We start from the raw sequence: 17,991 nt of genomic DNA on the forward strand, positions 1-17,991 counted from the left end.
AGGTCAGTGATGCGGCGGCCGGTCAGTCACGATGCCGCGCGAGATAGTCGAGCGCAAAGGCGCGCAGATCCTTGTGAACGCTTAAGCCTTCGGGCAGATTGCCTTCCGCGAGCGTAATCGGTCCCTTGCCGGTCAGAACGAGATGCACGGGAAAGCCGAGCGCCGCGCCGGCTTGCAGGTCGCGCAGCGAGTCGCCGACGACCGGCGTGTCTTCCGGGTCGATCTCGAAGCGCTCGATGATCTGCTGCAACATGCCAGGCTTCGGCTTCCTGCAATCGCACTGGTCTTCGGCCGTATGCGGACAAAAGAAGATGGCGTCGATACGCCCGCCGACTGCCGCCGCCGCGCGATTCATCTTCTGATGCATGGCGTTGAGCGCGGCCATGTCGAACAGGCCGCGCCCGATCCCCGACTGATTCGATGCGATCGCCACGCGAAAACCGGCCTGATTCAGCCGCGCGATGGCTTCGAGACTGCCGGGAATAGCGACCCATTCGTCCGGCGACTTGATGAAGGCATCGGAGTCGACGTTGATGACGCCGTCGCGATCGAGAATGACCAGTTTGCGATTCATCGTCGTCATGCGGCCAGTTTGGAGATGTCCGCGACGCAGTTCATCTGCTGATGCAATGCGTTGAGGAGCGCGAGGCGGTTGTTACGCAACGCCGGGTCTTCCGCGTTCACCATCACGTCGTTGAAGAACGTGTCGACGGGAGCGCGAAGGGCGGCGAGCGCGGTCAGCGCTTCGGTGTAGTTGCGTGCGGCGAGCTGGCTCTGCACGCGCGGCGTGACACTTTCGATCTGCGCGTAAAGGTCTTTCTCCGCAGCCTCGACGAGCAGGTCGGGGTTGACCGCCGTCGGCACGCCTTGCTCGGACTTTCTGAGAATGTTCGAGATGCGCTTGTTGGCCGCCGCGAGCGATGCCGCCTCTGGCAACGAGGCGAATTCGCGCACGGCATCCAGACGCGCGACGATGTCGTCGAGACGCGTAGGATTCAGGCTCAGCACGGCGTCGATCTCGCTCGCGTTGAAGCCGCGTTCGCGCAGAAGACCACGCAGACGATCGAGGAAGAACGCGTAGATTGCTTCGGTCGAATCCGCGACTTGCGGCATGCCGGCGAATTGGCGTTGGGCCGCGTTGACGAGCTCGCGCAGGTCGATCGGCATCTTCTTTTCGAGCAGGATGCGCAGCACGCCGAGCGCATGACGGCGCAGCGCGAACGGATCTTTCTCGCCCGTCGGCGCAAGGCCGATGCCCCAGATGCCGACGATGGTTTCCAGCTTGTCCGCGAGCGCCACCGCGCAACCGACGCCGGTGGACGGCGTGTCGTCGCCCGAGAAACGCGGCTGATAGTGCTCCGAGCATGCGAGCGCCACTTCCTCCGGTTCGCCGTCGTGGCGTGCGTAGTACGTGCCCATCGTGCCCTGCAATTCGGGGAATTCGCCGACCATGTCGGTGAGCAAGTCCGCCTTCGCAAGACGCGCGGCGCGGCGCGTGAGCGCGGCATCGACACCGACGAGCGGCGCGATCTCGCCCGCGAGCGCTTCGAGACGCTCCACGCGCTGCAAGGCCGAGCCGAGCTTGTTGTGATAGACGACGTTCGCAAGTTGCGGCACGCGGTCTTCGAGGCGCTTCTTCTTGTCCTGCGTGAAGAAGAACTTGGCATCGGCGAGACGCGGACGCACCACGCGCTCGTTGCCTTCGATGATCTCGCCGGGCGTCTTCGTATCGATATTGGAGACGATCAGAAAGCGCGAGCGCAGCTTGCCGTCCTGGTCCGTGAGCGCGAAATATTTCTGGTTGGTCTGCATCGTGAGGATGAGACATTCCTGCGGCACTTGCAGGAACTCGTCGTCGAACCGGCACTGATACACGACCGGCCATTCGACCAGCGCGTTCACTTCGTCGAGCAGCGCTTCGGGCATCACGACGCGATCTTCACCCGCGAACGCCTGCAATTGCGTGCGAATGGATTCGCGGCGGTCGTCGAAATTGGCGACGACATGGCCCTTGGTGCGCAGCGTTTCGGCGTAGTCGTCCGCGCGAGCGATCGCAACGAAGCCTTCCGACATGAAGCGATGACCGATGGTCGTGTCGCCCGCATCGACGCCGAGCGCGCTGACCGGCACGATATCGCGGCCATGCAACGCGACCAGACGCTGCACCGGACGCACGAACTGCACGCTCGCGCCGTCCGGACGCTGATACGTCATGACCTTTGGAATCGGCAACTTGGCCAAGGTTTCGTCGAGCGCGGCTTGCAAGCCTTCGGTGAGCGTTGCGCCCGGCGCCGCGTAGCGCAGGAAGAACGCTTCGGCCTTGCCGTCCTGCGCGCGTTCGAGTTCGCCAATGGGGAAGCCGGGAAAGCCGAGCGCCGCGAGCTTCTTGGCGAGCGGCGGCGTGGGATTGCCGCTCGCGTCGAGCGCGACGGTCACGGGCAGCACCTTCTCGCGCACCTGCTTTTCCGGGGCGACGTTGCGCACGTTTTCGATCAGCACGGCGAGCCGGCGCGGCGTGGCGTATTTTTCGAACGATGCCGCGCCTTCGATCAGATCGCGCGCGGCCAGACGCTCGACGATGCCTTCGGCGAAAGCGGTGCCGAGACGCGCGAGCGCCTTCGGTGGCAGTTCTTCGGTCAACAGCTCGACGAGCAGAGAAGCGGAAGTGGATTGCGTCATTGTTCTGTCGTCTCTCGTCAAGCTTGTTCGGTGTTGCCGGGATTGCTTTCGACTTTCAACGCGGGCGCCCAGGCGGGACGCGCCGCTTCCTCGCTGTCGGTGATGAGCCCGGCTGCGGCGTGCACCGGATTGCCGAGCATCGGGAAGCCGAGCGCTTCGCGCGAATCGTAATACGCCTGCGCGACGAGTCGTGACAACGCGCGGATGCGGCCGATATACGCCGCGCGCTCCGTCACGGAAATGGCGCCGCGCGCGTCGAGCAGATTGAATGTGTGGCCGGCCTTGAGCACGAGTTCGTAGGCGGGCAGCGCGAGCTTCGCTTCGATCATCTTCTTCGCTTCGGCTTCATAGCTGTTGAAGAAGGTGAAAAGCAGATCGACGTTCGCGTGTTCGAAGTTATACGTGGACTGTTCGACTTCGTTCTGGTGATAGACGTCGCCATACGTAAGGCGCCGCAGTTCGCGGCCATTCGGGCCGTCTTCCTGCCATTCGGTCCAGATGAGGTCGTAGACGTTATCGACCTTTTGCAGATACATCGCGAGACGTTCCAGACCGTAAGTGATTTCGCCGAGCACCGGCTTGCAGTCGAGACCGCCTGCTTGCTGGAAGTACGTGAACTGCGTGACTTCCATGCCGTTCAGCCAGACTTCCCAGCCGAGACCCCAAGCACCGAGGGTGGGATTTTCCCAGTCGTCTTCGACGAAGCGCACGTCGTTTTGCTTCAGATCGAAGCCGAGCGCTTCGAGCGAGCCGAGGTAGAGATCGAGGATATTTTCCGGCGCGGGCTTGAGCACCACTTGATACTGATAGTAGTGCTGCAGGCGGTTCGGGTTCTCGCCATAGCGGCCGTCCTTGGGGCGGCGCGACGGCTGCACGTAGGCGGCACGCCACGGTTCCGGGCCGATGGCGCGCAAAAACGTATGAACGTGCGAGGTGCCGGCGCCGACTTCCATGTCGATCGGCTGAAGAAGCGCGCAGCCCTTGTCGTTCCAGTAGGACTGCAGCGTCAGGATGATTTGCTGAAAGGTGAGCATGATTGCCTTTGATGCGGACCGGACGCGGCCGTGGACGCAGACGTCATGGTGCTCGTGACGGCACGGACCCGAGGCTCGGCGGAATACCGAAACTCTCAATTCTAGCGTATGGCGGGGTGGGGGAGCTTGCGTATGGGTTGCCGAGCGCGGATAAGGTGTCGGACCGATCCCATGCGCGGTGAGCCTTCGCGTGACTCGGCAGCTTGGATCGATGCGGCGCGCGCACCGGCATGAGCGCACGCCGCAGTCGCATTTACGAGCGTTTTCTCCCCGGCGCAAACGCAAATGCCAACGCCAGCAACAACAGCGAAACGGCAATCACGGTGACGTTCCCGCTCGTCACATAAGGCGTGCGCCCCGACATTCCCTGCACTGTCGCCTCCAGCACGCCTGTCGTGAACGTCGGCAGACGCGAGACGATATCGCCGTTCGCCGCGATCACCGCGGTCATTCCCGTGTTGGTCGCGCGCAGCATTGGCCGGCCGCTTTCGATCGAACGCATGCGTGCGATCTGCAAGTGCTGGTCGAGCGCGATCGTATTGCCGAACCACGCGAGATTGGTCGAGTTCACCAGCACGCCCGCAGGCGCTTCCTGCTCGCGGATCGTATGCGCGATCTCTTCGCCGAAGATGTCCTCGTAACAGATATCGACGGCTACGGGCTGGTTATGCACGAAAAACGCCTTCTGCGCGATCGGCCCGCGCGCGAGATCGCCAAGCGGAATGCCCATCAGTTGCACGAACCAATGAAACCCGAGCGGCACGAACTCGCCGAACGGCACGAGATGATGCTTGTCGTAGCGATAGACATCGAGCGTTCCCGGCGTGATGCCAAAGAGACTGTTCGTGAAGTCGGTTACGCGGCCATCGGGCAGAACCGTTACGCCAATTGCACCGAACAGGATCGATGACTTCGTATTGTCGGCGAAGCCGCGAATCTTGACGGCGAAATCATGCGGCACCTGAACAGCCAGCACCGGCAGCGCGGTTTCGGGTGTCACGATGAGATCGGCGGGTTTCTCCGTGATGAGCCGCTCATAAAGCGCGAGCGATGCATCCACGCCCGCCTGTTCGAACTTCATCTCCTGTTTGACATTGCCTTGCAGGAGCCGCACGGTGAGCGGCGCGTTGGCGGGCGTCGTCCATTGCACGAGCGAGAGCAGCATGCCGGCGACGATCAGAGCGAGCGCAACCGCGCCCGGTACAAAACGCGCAGCGCGCGTTCGGCTGACTTGATAGATCGTTTGAACGATCAGCGCGGCGACGAGCGCCAGCACCCATGCGACGCCATATACACCGACGACCGAACCGAAGCCCGCGAGCGGTCCATCGACTTGCGCATAGCCGCTTGCGAGCCACGGAAAGCCCGTGAACACGAGCCCGCGCAACCACTCGCCGATAGCCCACGCGCTCGCGAAGGCGAACGCGCCGTGCCAGGTGGGCACGTAGCGCGACGCGGTTTCGATATCTTGCACGGTGGCCGCATCTTCATCGCCGAAACGCGCGCGCCCTGCGACGAGCGCCCAAAGCGCGCTCGATAACGCCGGATACATCGCGAGATACAGGCAAAAGAGCGCGACGGCGGCCGCCGCGAGCGGCGCGGCCATGCCGCCGTACACATGCATGCTGACATAGAGCCACCACACGCCCGTGACGAAATTGCCGAAACCGAAGGCCCAGCCGGTTGCCGCCGCGCTCTTCCAACTGGTCGTGCGTGAGAGCCACGCGAAGAACAGCGTGAAGAGCAGGAGCTCGATCCAGCCGCCATGCGGCGTCGGCGCGAACGAAAGCGTGTTGGCCGCGCCGAGCACGGCGGCCACGAGGTAATGCCAGAAGGGAAGAGCGCGGGGCGTATTGCCGGTTGCGGATTCAGATGCCGCGCGTCGGCGCGAGAGAAGACGGAACGATGAGTCGGTCATGGAATACGTTATTGACGGCGGAGCCGTGCGGGAGCGGAGGTGTGGTCGTGGTTTGCGATCGAGACTTTATCAATCGCGCACCCCTCAATCCCGCAGCTCATCCTCGTCATCGGCATCATGCCGGCGATGCTGCGCCACGCTCGGCACGCGCCTCACGAGCAGCACGTGAATCTGCCGCGCATCGCCACGCAGTATCTCGAACACGAAGTCGTCGATGCGCACCTTCTCGCCGCGATGCGGCACGCGCCCGAAACGATGCGTGACGAGCCCGCCGATGGTGTCCACTTCCTCGTCGGAGAAGTCGCTGCCGAATTGCTCGTTGAATTGTTCGATGCCCGTCAGCGCGCGCACCCGATACTTTCCGTCCGGCGACGCGATGATATTGCCCGCTTCCTCGTCGAAATCGTATTCGTCCTCGATATCGCCGACGATCTGCTCCAGCACGTCTTCGATGGTGATGAGGCCCGCGACGCCGCCGTATTCATCGACGACGATGGCAATGTGATTGCGGTTCACACGAAAGTCGTGCAGCAGCACGTTCAGACGTTTCGATTCCGGAATGAACACGGCGGGGCGCAGCATGCCGCGCACATCAAACTCTTCTTCCGCGTAATAACGTAGCAAATCCTTCGCGAGCAGGACGCCGATGATGTTGTCGCGATTGCCCTCGAACACCGGATAGCGCGAGTGTGCTTTTTCCAGCACGAACGGAATGAATTCCGCGGGCGTTTCGGCGATGTTGATGGCGTCCATCTGGGCGCGCGGCACCATGATGTCGCGCGCGCAGAGATCGGACACCTGAAAGACGCCTTCGATCATCGAAAGCGAATCGGCGTCGAGCAGGTTGCGTTCGTGCGCGTCCTGCAGCACTTCGAGAAGCTCGTCGCGCGACTCGGGTTCGTGCGAGATGAAGTCGGTCAGGCGTTCGAGCAACGAGCGCTTTTCCGGCGGTTTTTCGGAGTGTCGTCGACTGGGATAGGGTTCGTTCATAGCGGAGCGCCCGGGAATGCCCGGGCGCGTTTTAGCGGAAAGTTAAGCATACACCAAGGAAAATAGCGGCCGGGGTGAAGTGGCGCGCACGCTTCTCCTGCGAAGGAGATGCTAGCTGAGAATTATGCGAGATGTGTGTCTCGTGCGCGGATTGGCCATCCGGACGATCTTCGTACGATGCCCGAGCGCGCGCCTTCACTCCGCGTTTTGCCCCTTGCAGCGCCGCAACAGCGCTTCCAGCGCGCGGTCCGGCATGCCGCTTTCGCGCAGCGCCACGACCGTGCGGCTCACGTAATCGAGCGTCGTGCCATAACGGCCGCTCGCGCAGCCGAGCACGGTCCGAACGATCGGGTCCGCGAGCTTGCCCGTGTACGACACCACGTCGCGACGCATCACGAAGGCAAGCGCATCGACGCGCCGGCCGTCGATCAGCGTGCACGGCAGCCACGCGGGACGGTACGAGCCCATTGCCATTTCGCGTCGCCAGAGCACTTCGAGATGTTCGTGCGCCTCGGTTCCGGACAGGCGAAACGCCATGCCGGTGCACGAGCCGCCGCGATCGAGCGCGAGCACGAGGCCCGGCTGTTCCGGCGTGCCGCGATTCACACGCGACCACAAATAGAGCCCGCGATGATACCCATGCACCTTCCCGCGCACGGCTTCGAGCGTCGGCAAGCCGGGGTTCCAGATGAGCGATCCATAGCCGAAAAGCCAGATGTCGGATTTGCCGTCCCAATCGGCGAAAGTCACCGCGCGCGAGGCGGCGAGCTCCTCGTCGGTGAGAAGCGCGGAGTTGCCCAGCACCGGCGGATAGTCGGGGCACGGCGTGGCGGGTTCGTAAAAGGGCGTGGGTTCAGGCGTCTTGTCGTTCACGGCGCGTGGCAAGGCATCTCGATGAAGACCGGGGATCAGACGAGCGGCACGTAGGGATCGGTGAAACCCAGAGACTGCATGATATCCGTCTCGATCGATTCCATCTCTTCCGCCTCGCTTTCGACCTCGTGGTCATAGCCTTGCGCATGCAGCGTGCCATGCACGATGAGATGCGCGTAATGCGCGGCGAGCGGCTTGCCTTGCTCGGCGGCCTCGCGCTCGACGACCGGGCAGCAAAGAATGAGATCGCCGGCGACCGGATCTTCTTCCGACTCGGCATAGGCAAAGGTCAGCACATTGGTCGCGTAATCCTTTTGCCGATACGTCCGGTTCAGCATGCGGCCTTCTTCTTCATCGACGAAACGCACGGTCATTTCGGCGTCAGCGAAGAGCGAAGCCTTGATCCAGCGCGCAACCGTCGCACGCGGCAACAGCGCCTTGTGCGACGGATACGCTTTCGCGGCAGGAAACTGCAGCGTCAAAGTGAGGCGAGGCATGACTTCACTCGGACCTTTGCCGCGCTTCCGCGATTGCCGCATCTTTTTGCGATTGCGCGTCGTAAGCCTCGACGATACGCGCGACCAGCGGATGGCGCACCACGTCCGCCGACGTGAAGTGCGTGATCGCGATGCCGCGCACTTCCGCCAGCACATGCTGCGCTTCGATCAGGCCGCTCTTGTGTCCGCGCGGCAAATCGACTTGCGTGGTGTCGCCGGTTACGACCGCCTTCGAGCCGAAGCCGATACGCGTGAGGAACATCTTCATCTGTTCGGGCGTGGTGTTTTGCGCCTCGTCCAGAATGATGAACGCGTGGTTCAGCGTGCGCCCGCGCATGTAGGCGAGCGGCGCGATTTCGATCATCTGGCGCTCGAACATCTTGGCGGTCTTGTCGAAGCCGAGCAGGTCGTAGAGCGCGTCGTAGAGCGGACGCAGATACGGATCGACCTTTTGCGCGAGGTCGCCCGGCAGGAAGCCGAGCCGCTCGCCCGCTTCCACGGCGGGTCGCGTTAGCACGATGCGCTTGACCTGATCGCGTTCGAGCGCGTCCACCGCGCACGCAACCGCGAGATAAGTCTTGCCCGTGCCCGCCGGCCCGATGCCGAAGGTCACGTCGTGCGCGATGATCTGCTTCAGATAATCGCGTTGCGCGGGCGTGCGGCCACGCAAATCGGCGCGGCGCGTGTAGAGCTTGGGACCGTGGTCTTCTTCGTCGCCCAGGTCGATGGTGGCGCTGGGTTCGTCGAAGGGATGGTCCGGATCGCCGCGAAAACGCGGATCGATCGGCGCTTCTTCTTCCTTCGCCTTCGCGCGGCGCGTTGCGTGGCGCGCTTCGACCAGCGCGAGCTGGATATCGTCCACCGAGAGCGGATCGCGCGCGCGGTTGTAGAAGTTTTCGAGCGCGGTAAGCGCGACCTTTGCGCCACGGCCGCGAATGGCGATCTTGTGGCCGCGCCGCGAAAGCGTCACGTCGAGCGCCTGCTCGATTTGCCGCAGGTTCTCGTCGAGCGGACCGCAGAGGTTGGCGAGCCGCGCGTTGTCATCGCGCGGAGCGGTGAATTCCAGATGCTGCTGAGGAGCGTTCTTCAAGGCGAAGGGGGTGTCCTTAACTTAGTTGGCCAACTCGGGCGTCGCCGCCGTATCCGGCGCGAGCACCAGTGCGCCGCGCAACGAGTGCGGGTACGCGTGATTGATCTCGACGTCGATCATTTGGCCGATCAGGCGCTTGTGAGCCGAAAGCGGCGCCGGGAAATTGACCACGCGATTGTTCTGCGTGCGTCCGGCGAGCTCGCTCGGGTCCTTGCGCGACGGGCCTTCCACGAGAATACGCTGCACCGAGCCGAGCATGGAATTGCTGATCTTGACGACGTTTTCCTCGATAGTCGCCTGCAAATGTTGCAAGCGCTTGAGCTTGACTTCGCGCGGCGTGTCGTCGTGCAGATTCGCGGCGGGCGTGCCGGGACGCGGGCTGTAGATGAACGAGAAACTCGTGTCGTAGCTCATCTCGTGAATGAGCGCCATCATCTTGTTGAAATCGTCTTCGGTTTCGCCGGGGAAGCCGACGATGAAATCCGTCGACAGCGAAAGGTCCGGGCGAATGGCGCGCAGCTTGCGGATCACCGATTTGTACTCGAGCACGGTATAGCCGCGCTTCATCGCCATGAGAATGCGGTCGGAACCATGCTGCACCGGCAAATGCAAATGGCTCACGAGCTTCGGCACCTTGGCGTAGGTATCGATGAGGCGCTGCGTGAATTCCTTCGGATGCGACGTCGTATAGCGAATGCGCTCGATGCCCGGCACTTCCGCGACATACTCGATGAGCGTGGCGAAGTCGGCGATTTCCTGCGAACCGAGCGTCAGCGCGCCGCGATAAGCGTTCACGTTCTGGCCGAGCAGCGTGACTTCGCGCACGCCCTGGTCGGCCAGGCCGGCGATTTCGGTGAGCACGTCGTCGAGCGGGCGCGAGACTTCCTCGCCGCGCGTGTAGGGCACGACGCAATAGCTGCAATACTTGCTGCAGCCTTCCATGATCGATACGAACGCGCTCGGGCCTTCGACGCGCGCGGGCGGCAAGTGATCGAACTTTTCGATTTCCGGGAACGAAATGTCCACCTGCGCCCGGCCGGTCGAGCGGCGCTTGTCGATCATGGCGGGCAGGCGATGCAGCGTTTGCGGACCGAACACGAGATCCACGTAAGGTGCGCGCGAAACGATGGACGCGCCTTCCTGGCTCGCGACACAACCGCCTACGCCGATCAGCAGATTCGGGTTTGCTTCCTTCAATTCGCGCACGCGGCCGAGGTCGGAAAACACTTTTTCCTGGGCCTTCTCGCGCACCGAGCACGTGTTGAACAGGATGACGTCCGCATCTTCAGGCGTGTCGGTCTTGACGAGCCCTTCCGCCGCGCCGAGCACGTCGACCATCTTGTCGGAGTCGTACTCGTTCATCTGGCAGCCGAAGGTCTTTACATATACTTTCTTGGTCATGAATGGTCGCCGGTCGCAGTGGTTAACCTGGGGGCGCTAAAAGAGATTGAGAGGGTTTTGCGCGTGAGTGCCGCGCTTTTGCAGCAATCTGCACGGCTTCTACTTGTAATTAGGCCGATATTATAGCTCTGGCGACAAATCCTGACGAAGCCCGACGCGCTCGGGCGGATACGCCAGATCGCCAAGCAGTTCGCCCGTGGTCGTCTCGAAGCGTTCGATCAGAAAATCCAGCAGCACGCGCACGCGCGGCGCCATATATCGATTGGCGTGGAAGAGCGCGTGTACGGGCGCTTCGTGCGTGCACCAGTCGGGCAGAATCAACTGCAGCGCGCCCGAGCGCACGTCGGCGGCAATGTCCCAGATCGACTGATGCGCGATGCCATGTCCCGCTAGCGCCCACGCGCGCGCGATGGCGCCGTCGTTGGTTTCCCAGGCATCGGCGACGGGCAACGTGTAGGAATAGCGCTCCTCGCCGCGCACGAAAGCCAGTTCGTTGAGGGTTCCCGCAGCGGTGAAGATCACGACGAATTGGTGCCCGGTGAGTTGGGCGGGCGTTTGCGGCACGCCTTTGCGCGCGAGATAGTTCGGCGACGCGCACAGCACGCGCCGATTCGGCGCCAGCGAGCGTGCCGCGAGCCCGCTGTCCGGCGGCGCGCCGAAGCGAATCGCCAGATCGATTTCCTCCTGCAGCAGATTCGACACCGAGTCCGACAGCGTGAGCGCGAAGCTCACGTCCGGATGCAGGCGGCTGAAGTCGTCGAGCCAGCCGCGCAGCATGTGCCGGCCGAAATCCGACGTCGCGGAAATGCGGACTTTGCCGCGCACGCGATTTTGCCCGGCTTGCAGCGCCGCTTCGGCGTCGTCAATAGCCTGCAGCGCGATACGGCAATGCTGCAAGTACAGCCGCCCTTCGTCCGTCAGGCGCAATTGGCGCGTGGTGCGCTCGAAGAGCCGCGCGTGCAGCGCTTTTTCCAGCTTGATGAGCCGCGCGCTCGCCGCCGCTGGCGACAAGCCGAGTTTGCGTCCCGCCGCCGACAGGCTGCCGAGCGTGGCGGCTTCGGTGAAAAGGCGCATGTCGCCTAGCCGATCCATTGTCATCTTCAAATCCGGTTTGACAATGATTCAAAGGCTAGCCCAAATATCAACGGCGCGCCATGCGGTCACAATCCGTCCAACTCGTTTCAGGTTCAACGCCATGCAACTCGATCACGTGACTATCGTCGCGCCGGACTGCGATTCGATGATGCGTTTCTTCGTCGATGTCGCCGGGATGTCGGTGGGTCCGCGACCGCCATTCGGTGTGAGCGGCTACTGGCTGTATCTCGGCGCGCGGCCGGCCGTGCATCTGATCGCGACGGGCGATGCGTCGGTCGCCGCGCACCCCGATGCGACGCGCATCGACCATCTCGCGCTGCGTATCGACGACGAAGCCGAGTGGCGCACGCTCATCGACCGTCTCGAATGTCGCGGCTACGCCTATCGGATCGCGGAAGTGCCGCTTGCGCGCGAACGTCAGCTTTTCGTGCGGCTTGCGCCGGGCGTGGTTGTCGAGTTCGTGACCGCGCGCCATTGATCTATTTCGGAGCATGACCATGCCTTTACCTCTTCTCGCGCTGGCGATCAGCGCGTTCGCCATCGGCACGACCGAGTTCGTCATCATGGGCTTGCTGCCCAACGTCGCACGCGATCTTTCCGTGTCGATTCCATCGGCAGGGCTGCTCGTCACGGGCTATGCGCTCGGCGTGGCAGTCGGCGCGCCGCTGCTCGCCGTGCTTACGAGCAAAATGCCGCGCAAGCTCGCGCTGCAATTGCTGATGCTCGTGTTTATCGTCGGCAACGTGTTTTGCGCGCTCGCACCGAACTACGGTTTGCTGATGATCGCGCGCGTCGTGACCTCGTTCGCGCACGGTTCGTTCTTCGGCATCGGCGCGGTGGTCGCGGCGTCGCTCGTGCCCGCCGACAAGCGCGCGAGCGCCATTGCGCTCATGTTCACCGGCCTCACGCTCGCGAACGTGCTGGGCGTGCCGTTCGGGACGTTCGTCGGTCAGGAACTGGGCTGGCGCGCGACGTTCTGGATCGTCGCCGGTCTCGGCTTGCTGTCCGCGCTCGGCGTGACCGCGCTCGTGCCGAATCGTCACGATGCGGCACCAAGCGGACTCGGCCGCGAAGTACGCGTGTTGCGCGACCCGCAGGTCTGGCTCGCGCTGACGATGACCGTGCTCGGCTTCGGCGGCGTGTTCGTCGTGTTCACGTATATCGCGCCGATTCTCGAACAGGTCGGCGGCTTCTCGCCGCGCGGCGTGACGCTCGTGCTCGTGCTGTTCGGCATCGGGCTTACGGTCGGCAATACGATTGGCGGCAAGCTCGCGGACCGCGCGTTGATGCCTTCGCTGATGGGCATCTTGCTGGCGCTTGCCATCGTGATGGCCGTGTTCGCGAAGACGAGCCACAGTCAGGTCGGCACGATCGTGACGATCTTCGTCTGGGGCATCGCGGCGTTCGCGACGGTGCCGCCGTTGCAGACACGCGTGGTCGAGAAGGCGAAGGACGCGCCCAATCTTGCTTCGACGTTGAACATCGGCGCGTTCAATATCGGTAATGCGGGTGGCGCCTGGCTCGGCGGCGCGGTACTGACGCATGGTTATGGGCTCGATGTGTTGCCTTGGGCGGCGGCGATGGTCGCAGTGGCCGCTCTTGGGGTGACGTGGTTCGCGGCGCGCTTCGATGCGCCGCAGGTCAGGTCGGGGGTGAAAGCGGCGGATTCGAATGCTTAACCATCCGCCCACGCCTTCGCCGCCTTCACCGCCCGCTGCCATCCCGCGAGAGACGCCTCGACATCGGCGGCGGGCATCGTCGGTGTGAACTGCCGCTCGAGTTGCCACTGTGATTTCAGCTCGTCGATGTCCTTCCAATATCCAACCGCGAGCCCCGCGAGATAAGCCGCGCCAAGCGCGGTCGTCTCGGCGATGCGCGGTCGCACCGCATCCACACCCAGGATGTCCGCCTGAAACTGCATCAACAGATCGTTGGCGCAAGCACCGCCATCCACCCGCAATTGGGCGATGCGTATGCCCGAATCCGCTTCCATCGCGCGCAAGACATCGACCGATTGATAAGCGATCGAATCCAGCGCCGCCCGCGCGATATGGGCGGAAGTCGTCCCGCGCGTCACGCCGAACAGTGTGCCGCGAGCCCGCGCGTTCCAGTGCGGCGCGCCCAAGCCAGCGAAAGCGGGCACGAGATACACGCCATCGCTATGCGGCACGCCGCGCGCAAGGGCTTCGACGTCACTCGCGCGGCGAATCAGACCCAACCCGTCGCGCAGCCATTGCACGACCGCGCCTGCAATAAAAATACTGCCTTCGAGCGCGTAGTTCACCGTATCGCCGATTTGCCAGGCAATCGTCGTCACGAGATTGTTGCTCGACTCGATCGGCGTTTCGCCCGTGTTCATCACGAGGAAGCAGCCGGTGCCGTAAGTGTTCTTCACCATGCCGGTATCGATACACATCTGGCCGAACAACGCAGCATGCTGGTCGCCGGCAATGGACGCGAGTGGAAGATCGGCCGCGAACACGGTGCCCTCTGTCGTGCCATACACCTCGGATGAACTGCGTACTTCCGGCAGCATGCTGCGCGGTATCTCGAATGCTTCGAGCAGTTCGTCGTCCCAGCGGCGCGCGTGGATGTCGAACAGCATGGTGCGCGACGCATTGGTGATGTCGGTGACATGCAAACCGCGCCGCGTGAAATTCCACACGAGCCAGCTATCCACCGTGCCGAACGCGAGCCGTCCCTGCTTCGCCTTGTCGCGCGCGCCTGCGACGTTATCGAGAATCCAGCGGATCTTGCTCGCCGAGAAATACGCGTCGATGGGCAACCCCGTCTTCGCGCGCACCATGGTTTCGAGCCCGCGTGCCTTGAATTCGTCACACAGCGAGGCCGTGCGCCGGTCCTGCCAGACGATCGCGTTATAGATCGGCTTTCCCGTTTCCCGATCCCACACGATGGTCGTTTCGCGCTGATTCGTGATGCCCACCGCCGCAATCGACGACGCGCTCAAACCCGCCCGCGTCACGGCTTCGGCGGCGACGCCCGCCTGAGTCGACCAGATTTCCTGCGGATCGTGCTCGACCCAGCCCGCTTGCGGATAAATCTGCTGAAACTCCTTCTGCGCCACCGAAACGACATTGCCATTCCTGTCGAACAGCATGGCCCGCGAACTGGTCGTGCCCTGGTCGAGCGCGAGGACGTACTGATCCTGCATGGTCATCTCCCGAAAGTGCACGGATCGGCGTGCTTGTGAAATCGAGCGATGCCGTGCGAGGTCTGCATGCGCAATCTATCGGACGCGCGGCATGCGTACAACCTGGCCGGATGGCATAGGCCATTAGCACATAGCGCCGTAAGGAGCCGTTCGCGCCAAGGAAACCGTAAGAATGCCTATGCCATTTGGCCGAGTGGCGCGAACTCGCGGTTCATCCGATACTGGCAACTCGAAATCGGGCAACGGGTGAATGCAATGCGAATGCAGGTTCTGTCAGGCGTGCTGGGCGTGGCTGTTCTGGCCGGCTGTGTAGCGACGCCGAATATCGACGGATCGAGCGGTGCGCCGTCGTTCAGCGCATTGCAGGAGATGTGCGGGACCAAGCAGGCGGACTATGGCGGGGACGCGCCGTCCGTCTACACGGCGTTCTTCGACGCTTACGTGGCGCAACGGCGCGGCGGGTTATCGAAGGACCGCTACTGCGCGTTTCAGGGGACGATCGCCGCGCGCTACGGCGTATATCGCGCGAATCCGGGGCCGGAGGCGCAAAGTGCATGGGCCAGCTTCTTTCTGGATCAGCGGGCGCAGGCTTTGAGCTGGCGCGCGGCAGTCGACCCGACGCTGCGGGCAGGATAGGACGCGGCGCAGATAAGTCCGCGTCCGAAATCGCTTGGGAAGCGAAGGCTAGGAGAACCGCTTGAATGCCTTGATGGTGGAGTCGCCGGTTGCGGTAAGGCGCCATTGTTGTCGGCCCGAAGCCAGGTTCTCGAGTTGAACGAGTTGACGTTCGAGCAATGCATCGAGTTCATCGCGTTCCATGTCGACCTGATTGGGCTCTTCCTGAACCAGCAGCAGCGTGGCGAATTCGTGCGGACTCAGCATTCGTGTTCTCCATTAAGACCGAACGGCAAGGCGACCGGCTTTGTGAGCCGGGTCTCTTTGCTTCTAAGCGTTATTTGGAAGACTTCAATCTGCCGGGCAGTCGCGTTGTCGTGTGCTGCGTTTGCCGGGAATTCGGATTGTAGGCAAGCGTCTGAAGAGTGCCAAACTCCCGGTGAAAATTTTGGCTTTGACATTTCCTCGTCGCGCAAGCGGGTCCCAAGTCAGCCGAACTTGAAGAAATTACTTGAAGGTTTTGCCGCACTGCAAACACGCCAAAACAGGTTTATTCAGCGCCATGCCATTGACTCATCAATTGCGGCGACAAATGAATTTGCTTTGAATTAAGCAGACAATGCACCATTCGTTCTTTTGAACTGTCGGCTGATCGACGCGGCAAGCCGTTAGACCAGATCGGCTCGCTGTTAATCCGGACATCAATCACATGACTCGTTTCAACTGGCAGAACCCTTATCCGACTCCGCGCTTGCCGGTTTTCGCGCGCAATATCGTTTCGACGTCGCATCCGCTGGCCGCTCAAGCTGGCTTGCGCATGCTCTGGAAGGGCGGTAACGCCGTGGATGCGGCCATCGCCGCAGCGGCCGCTATCACGGTCGTCGAGCCGGTTTCATGCGGGCTCGGCGGCGACGCGTTCGCGCTGGTCTGGGACGGCAACCAATTGCATGGACTGAACGCTTCGGGCGTGGCGCCAGCAGCCTGGAACGTGGACTATTTCCGCACCAAATACGGCGAAGAGAACGGTCTTGCCCGTCAACCCAAACGCGGCTGGGACGCGGTGACGGTGCCCGGCGTCATCGCCGGATGGGAAGCGCTTCACGCGAAGTTTGGTTCGCTGCCCTTCGCCGATTTGATGCAACCTGCCATCGAAATCGCGGAGCGCGGACACGCGGTGGCCAGCATCGTCGCCTATAAATGGGCGGCCGCCGTGCCTGAACTGAAAGACCAGCCAGGCTTCGCGGATGTCTTCATGCCGCGTGGACACGCGCCCGAAGTCAGCGAACTCGTGCGTTTTCCCGGCCATGCGAACACGTTGCGACGGCTCGCGGAGCACGGCCCGCGCGCGTTTTACGAAGGCGAAAGCGCCGAGCGCATCGCTGCGTTCTCGCGGCAGGGCGGCGGCGCCATGACCATGGACGATCTCCGAAATTACCGCGCCGAGTGGGTCGAGCCGATTCAGAAGGATTATCGCGGCTACACCGTGCACGAGATTCCGCCGAACGGACAGGGAATCGCGGCGCTCATCGCGCTTGGCATCCTCAACAAGTTCGATGTCCGCGCGCTGACCGTCGACCGCATCGAGTCGCAGCATCTGCAGATCGAGGCGATGAAACTGGCGTTCGCGGATGTATATCGCTATGTCGCCGATCCGCGCTCGATGGAAGTCACGCCCGAGCAAATGCTCGACGACGCCTACCTCACGGAACGCGCCAAGCTGATCGATCCGAACAAGGCAAGGCATTTCGACTTCGGCATGCCGAAAGCGGGCGGCACCATCTACATGTCGGTCGCCGACGAGCGCGGCATGATGGTGAGCTTCATTCAATCGAACTACATGGGTTTTGGCTCGGGCGTGGTCGTGCCGGATACAGGCATCTCGCTGCAAAACCGCGGTTGCGGGTTCTCGATGGACCCGAAGTCAGCGAACGTGGTCGAGGGCGGCAAGCGGCCGTTCCACACGATCATTCCTGCGTTCCTCACGCAAGAAGTGGATGGCCAGCGCGAGGCCGTCATGAGCTTCGGTGTGATGGGCGGCGACATGCAGCCGCAAGGACATCTGCAGTCGATCGTGCGCATGCTCGACTACGGGCAACAGCCTCAGGCCGCCTGTGACGCGCCGCGCTGGAAGGTGAATCACGATTTCACGATCGATATCGAAGCGACACTCGACCTCGAAACGGCCCGCGCGCTCGAAGGGCTCGGCCACACCATCAAGTCGGTCGACGATCCGTACATGGATTTCGGCTCGGGACAATACATCTGGAAGCTGGATCGCCACGATCCAGAGCGTGGTTACGTTGCCGCAAGCGACAGTCGACGAGACGGGCTCGCGGCCGGCTTCTGAGCCTGCACGCGCCGGCAGCTGATCACGGCGGCAGGCGCGTCGTCGACGCCAAATCGCGCAACCTCCCTTGGCGGCACATTTCGTGCTCCTTCGTGCGCCAGCCGTTCTTGCGCATCGACTCGTAAGAATTTGACGTAGACGGAACTGCGCTGATGCGGCGCAAGTCTGTCCCCATGTCTGCAAATTCGTTGCAGGACGGCTAAGATGGAAAAACAAGCCGTTAAGACGCGAAGTTGAAGTCGCCCGAGCCGAATGGTTCGCGGCGTCGCCTGAACCTCGG

At 62.7% G+C, this 17,991-nt stretch carries 16 protein-coding genes; 4 read left to right on the top strand and 12 right to left on the bottom strand.

What is annotated here, in order from left to right:
* Positions 1-22: 22 nt before the first annotated feature.
* The 10 genes from gmhB to NCR40_RS01910 all read right to left on the bottom strand — a co-directional run bounded on the left by gmhB (position 23) and on the right by NCR40_RS01910 (position 11,574).
* Positions 23-583: a D-glycero-beta-D-manno-heptose 1,7-bisphosphate 7-phosphatase gene (gmhB, locus tag NCR40_RS01865; RefSeq protein ID WP_250463113.1), complete on the bottom strand. Its 561-nt coding sequence runs from the start codon at positions 581-583 to the stop codon at positions 23-25.
* Entirely contained in the window at positions 580-2,679 is a 2,100-nt protein-coding gene (glyS, locus tag NCR40_RS01870; protein WP_250508580.1) for a glycine--tRNA ligase subunit beta, read from the bottom strand. The genes gmhB and glyS overlap by 4 nt, the downstream gene beginning before the upstream one ends.
* A gap of 17 nt (positions 2,680-2,696) precedes the next feature.
* Positions 2,697-3,713 (bottom strand): glycine--tRNA ligase subunit alpha, encoded by a 1,017-nt coding sequence (gene glyQ / locus NCR40_RS01875; RefSeq protein WP_244827058.1) that lies wholly within the window; start codon positions 3,711-3,713, stop codon positions 2,697-2,699.
* 253 nt (positions 3,714-3,966) lie between these two features.
* A complete protein-coding gene (lnt, locus tag NCR40_RS01880) occupies positions 3,967-5,631 on the bottom strand; it encodes an apolipoprotein N-acyltransferase (protein WP_250508581.1) in 1,665 nt (554 codons plus the stop codon).
* Between the two features lie 84 nt (positions 5,632-5,715).
* A complete protein-coding gene (locus tag NCR40_RS01885; protein ID WP_244827060.1) occupies positions 5,716-6,621 on the bottom strand; it encodes a CorC family transporter in 906 nt (301 codons plus the stop codon).
* Positions 6,622-6,816: 195 nt separating this feature from the next.
* Positions 6,817-7,494 (bottom strand): gamma-glutamylcyclotransferase, encoded by a 678-nt coding sequence (locus tag NCR40_RS01890; RefSeq protein ID WP_244827959.1) that lies wholly within the window; start codon positions 7,492-7,494, stop codon positions 6,817-6,819.
* 35 nt (positions 7,495-7,529) lie between these two features.
* Positions 7,530-7,991 (bottom strand): rRNA maturation RNase YbeY, encoded by a 462-nt coding sequence (gene ybeY / locus NCR40_RS01895; protein WP_250508582.1) that lies wholly within the window; start codon positions 7,989-7,991, stop codon positions 7,530-7,532.
* A 4-nt stretch (positions 7,992-7,995) separates the two neighbouring features.
* The gene (locus NCR40_RS01900) at positions 7,996-9,081 is read right to left on the bottom strand and encodes a PhoH family protein (protein ID WP_250463127.1); all 1,086 of its coding nucleotides are present in this window, start codon (positions 9,079-9,081) and stop codon (positions 7,996-7,998) included.
* A 21-nt stretch (positions 9,082-9,102) separates the two neighbouring features.
* A complete protein-coding gene (gene miaB, locus NCR40_RS01905; protein ID WP_244827063.1) occupies positions 9,103-10,482 on the bottom strand; it encodes a tRNA (N6-isopentenyl adenosine(37)-C2)-methylthiotransferase MiaB in 1,380 nt (459 codons plus the stop codon).
* 120 nt (positions 10,483-10,602) lie between these two features.
* Complete coding sequence (locus NCR40_RS01910; protein ID WP_502800964.1) at positions 10,603-11,574, bottom strand: LysR family transcriptional regulator; 972 nt, start codon at positions 11,572-11,574, stop codon at positions 10,603-10,605.
* A gap of 103 nt (positions 11,575-11,677) precedes the next feature.
* Between NCR40_RS01910 and NCR40_RS01915 the strand changes: the two genes are divergently transcribed.
* Positions 11,678-12,055 (top strand): VOC family protein, encoded by a 378-nt coding sequence (locus tag NCR40_RS01915; protein ID WP_250491814.1) that lies wholly within the window; start codon positions 11,678-11,680, stop codon positions 12,053-12,055.
* A gap of 19 nt (positions 12,056-12,074) precedes the next feature.
* Positions 12,075-13,256 (top strand): MFS transporter, encoded by a 1,182-nt coding sequence (locus tag NCR40_RS01920; protein WP_250508584.1) that lies wholly within the window; start codon positions 12,075-12,077, stop codon positions 13,254-13,256.
* Here the strand turns inward: NCR40_RS01920 and glpK are convergent.
* Positions 13,253-14,749 (bottom strand): glycerol kinase GlpK, encoded by a 1,497-nt coding sequence (gene glpK / locus NCR40_RS01925; protein WP_250508585.1) that lies wholly within the window; start codon positions 14,747-14,749, stop codon positions 13,253-13,255. The two genes, NCR40_RS01920 and glpK, sit on opposite strands and share 4 nt — an antisense overlap.
* 261 nt (positions 14,750-15,010) lie before the next feature.
* Between glpK and NCR40_RS01930 the strand changes: the two genes are divergently transcribed.
* Complete coding sequence (locus tag NCR40_RS01930; protein ID WP_250508586.1) at positions 15,011-15,385, top strand: hypothetical protein; 375 nt, start codon at positions 15,011-15,013, stop codon at positions 15,383-15,385.
* Between the two features lie 48 nt (positions 15,386-15,433).
* Here the strand turns inward: NCR40_RS01930 and NCR40_RS01935 are convergent, their stop codons facing one another.
* Entirely contained in the window at positions 15,434-15,631 is a 198-nt protein-coding gene (locus NCR40_RS01935) for a hypothetical protein (protein WP_244827069.1), read from the bottom strand.
* A gap of 442 nt (positions 15,632-16,073) precedes the next feature.
* Here NCR40_RS01935 and ggt point away from each other — a divergent pair, with 442 nt between their 5' ends.
* Positions 16,074-17,711: a gamma-glutamyltransferase gene (gene ggt / locus NCR40_RS01940; RefSeq protein WP_250508587.1), complete on the top strand. Its 1,638-nt coding sequence runs from the start codon at positions 16,074-16,076 to the stop codon at positions 17,709-17,711.
* Positions 17,712-17,991: the final 280 nt, after the last annotated feature.

This window comes from Caballeronia sp. GACF4, from assembly GCF_023631025.1.
GTDB lineage: Bacteria > Pseudomonadota > Gammaproteobacteria > Burkholderiales > Burkholderiaceae > Caballeronia.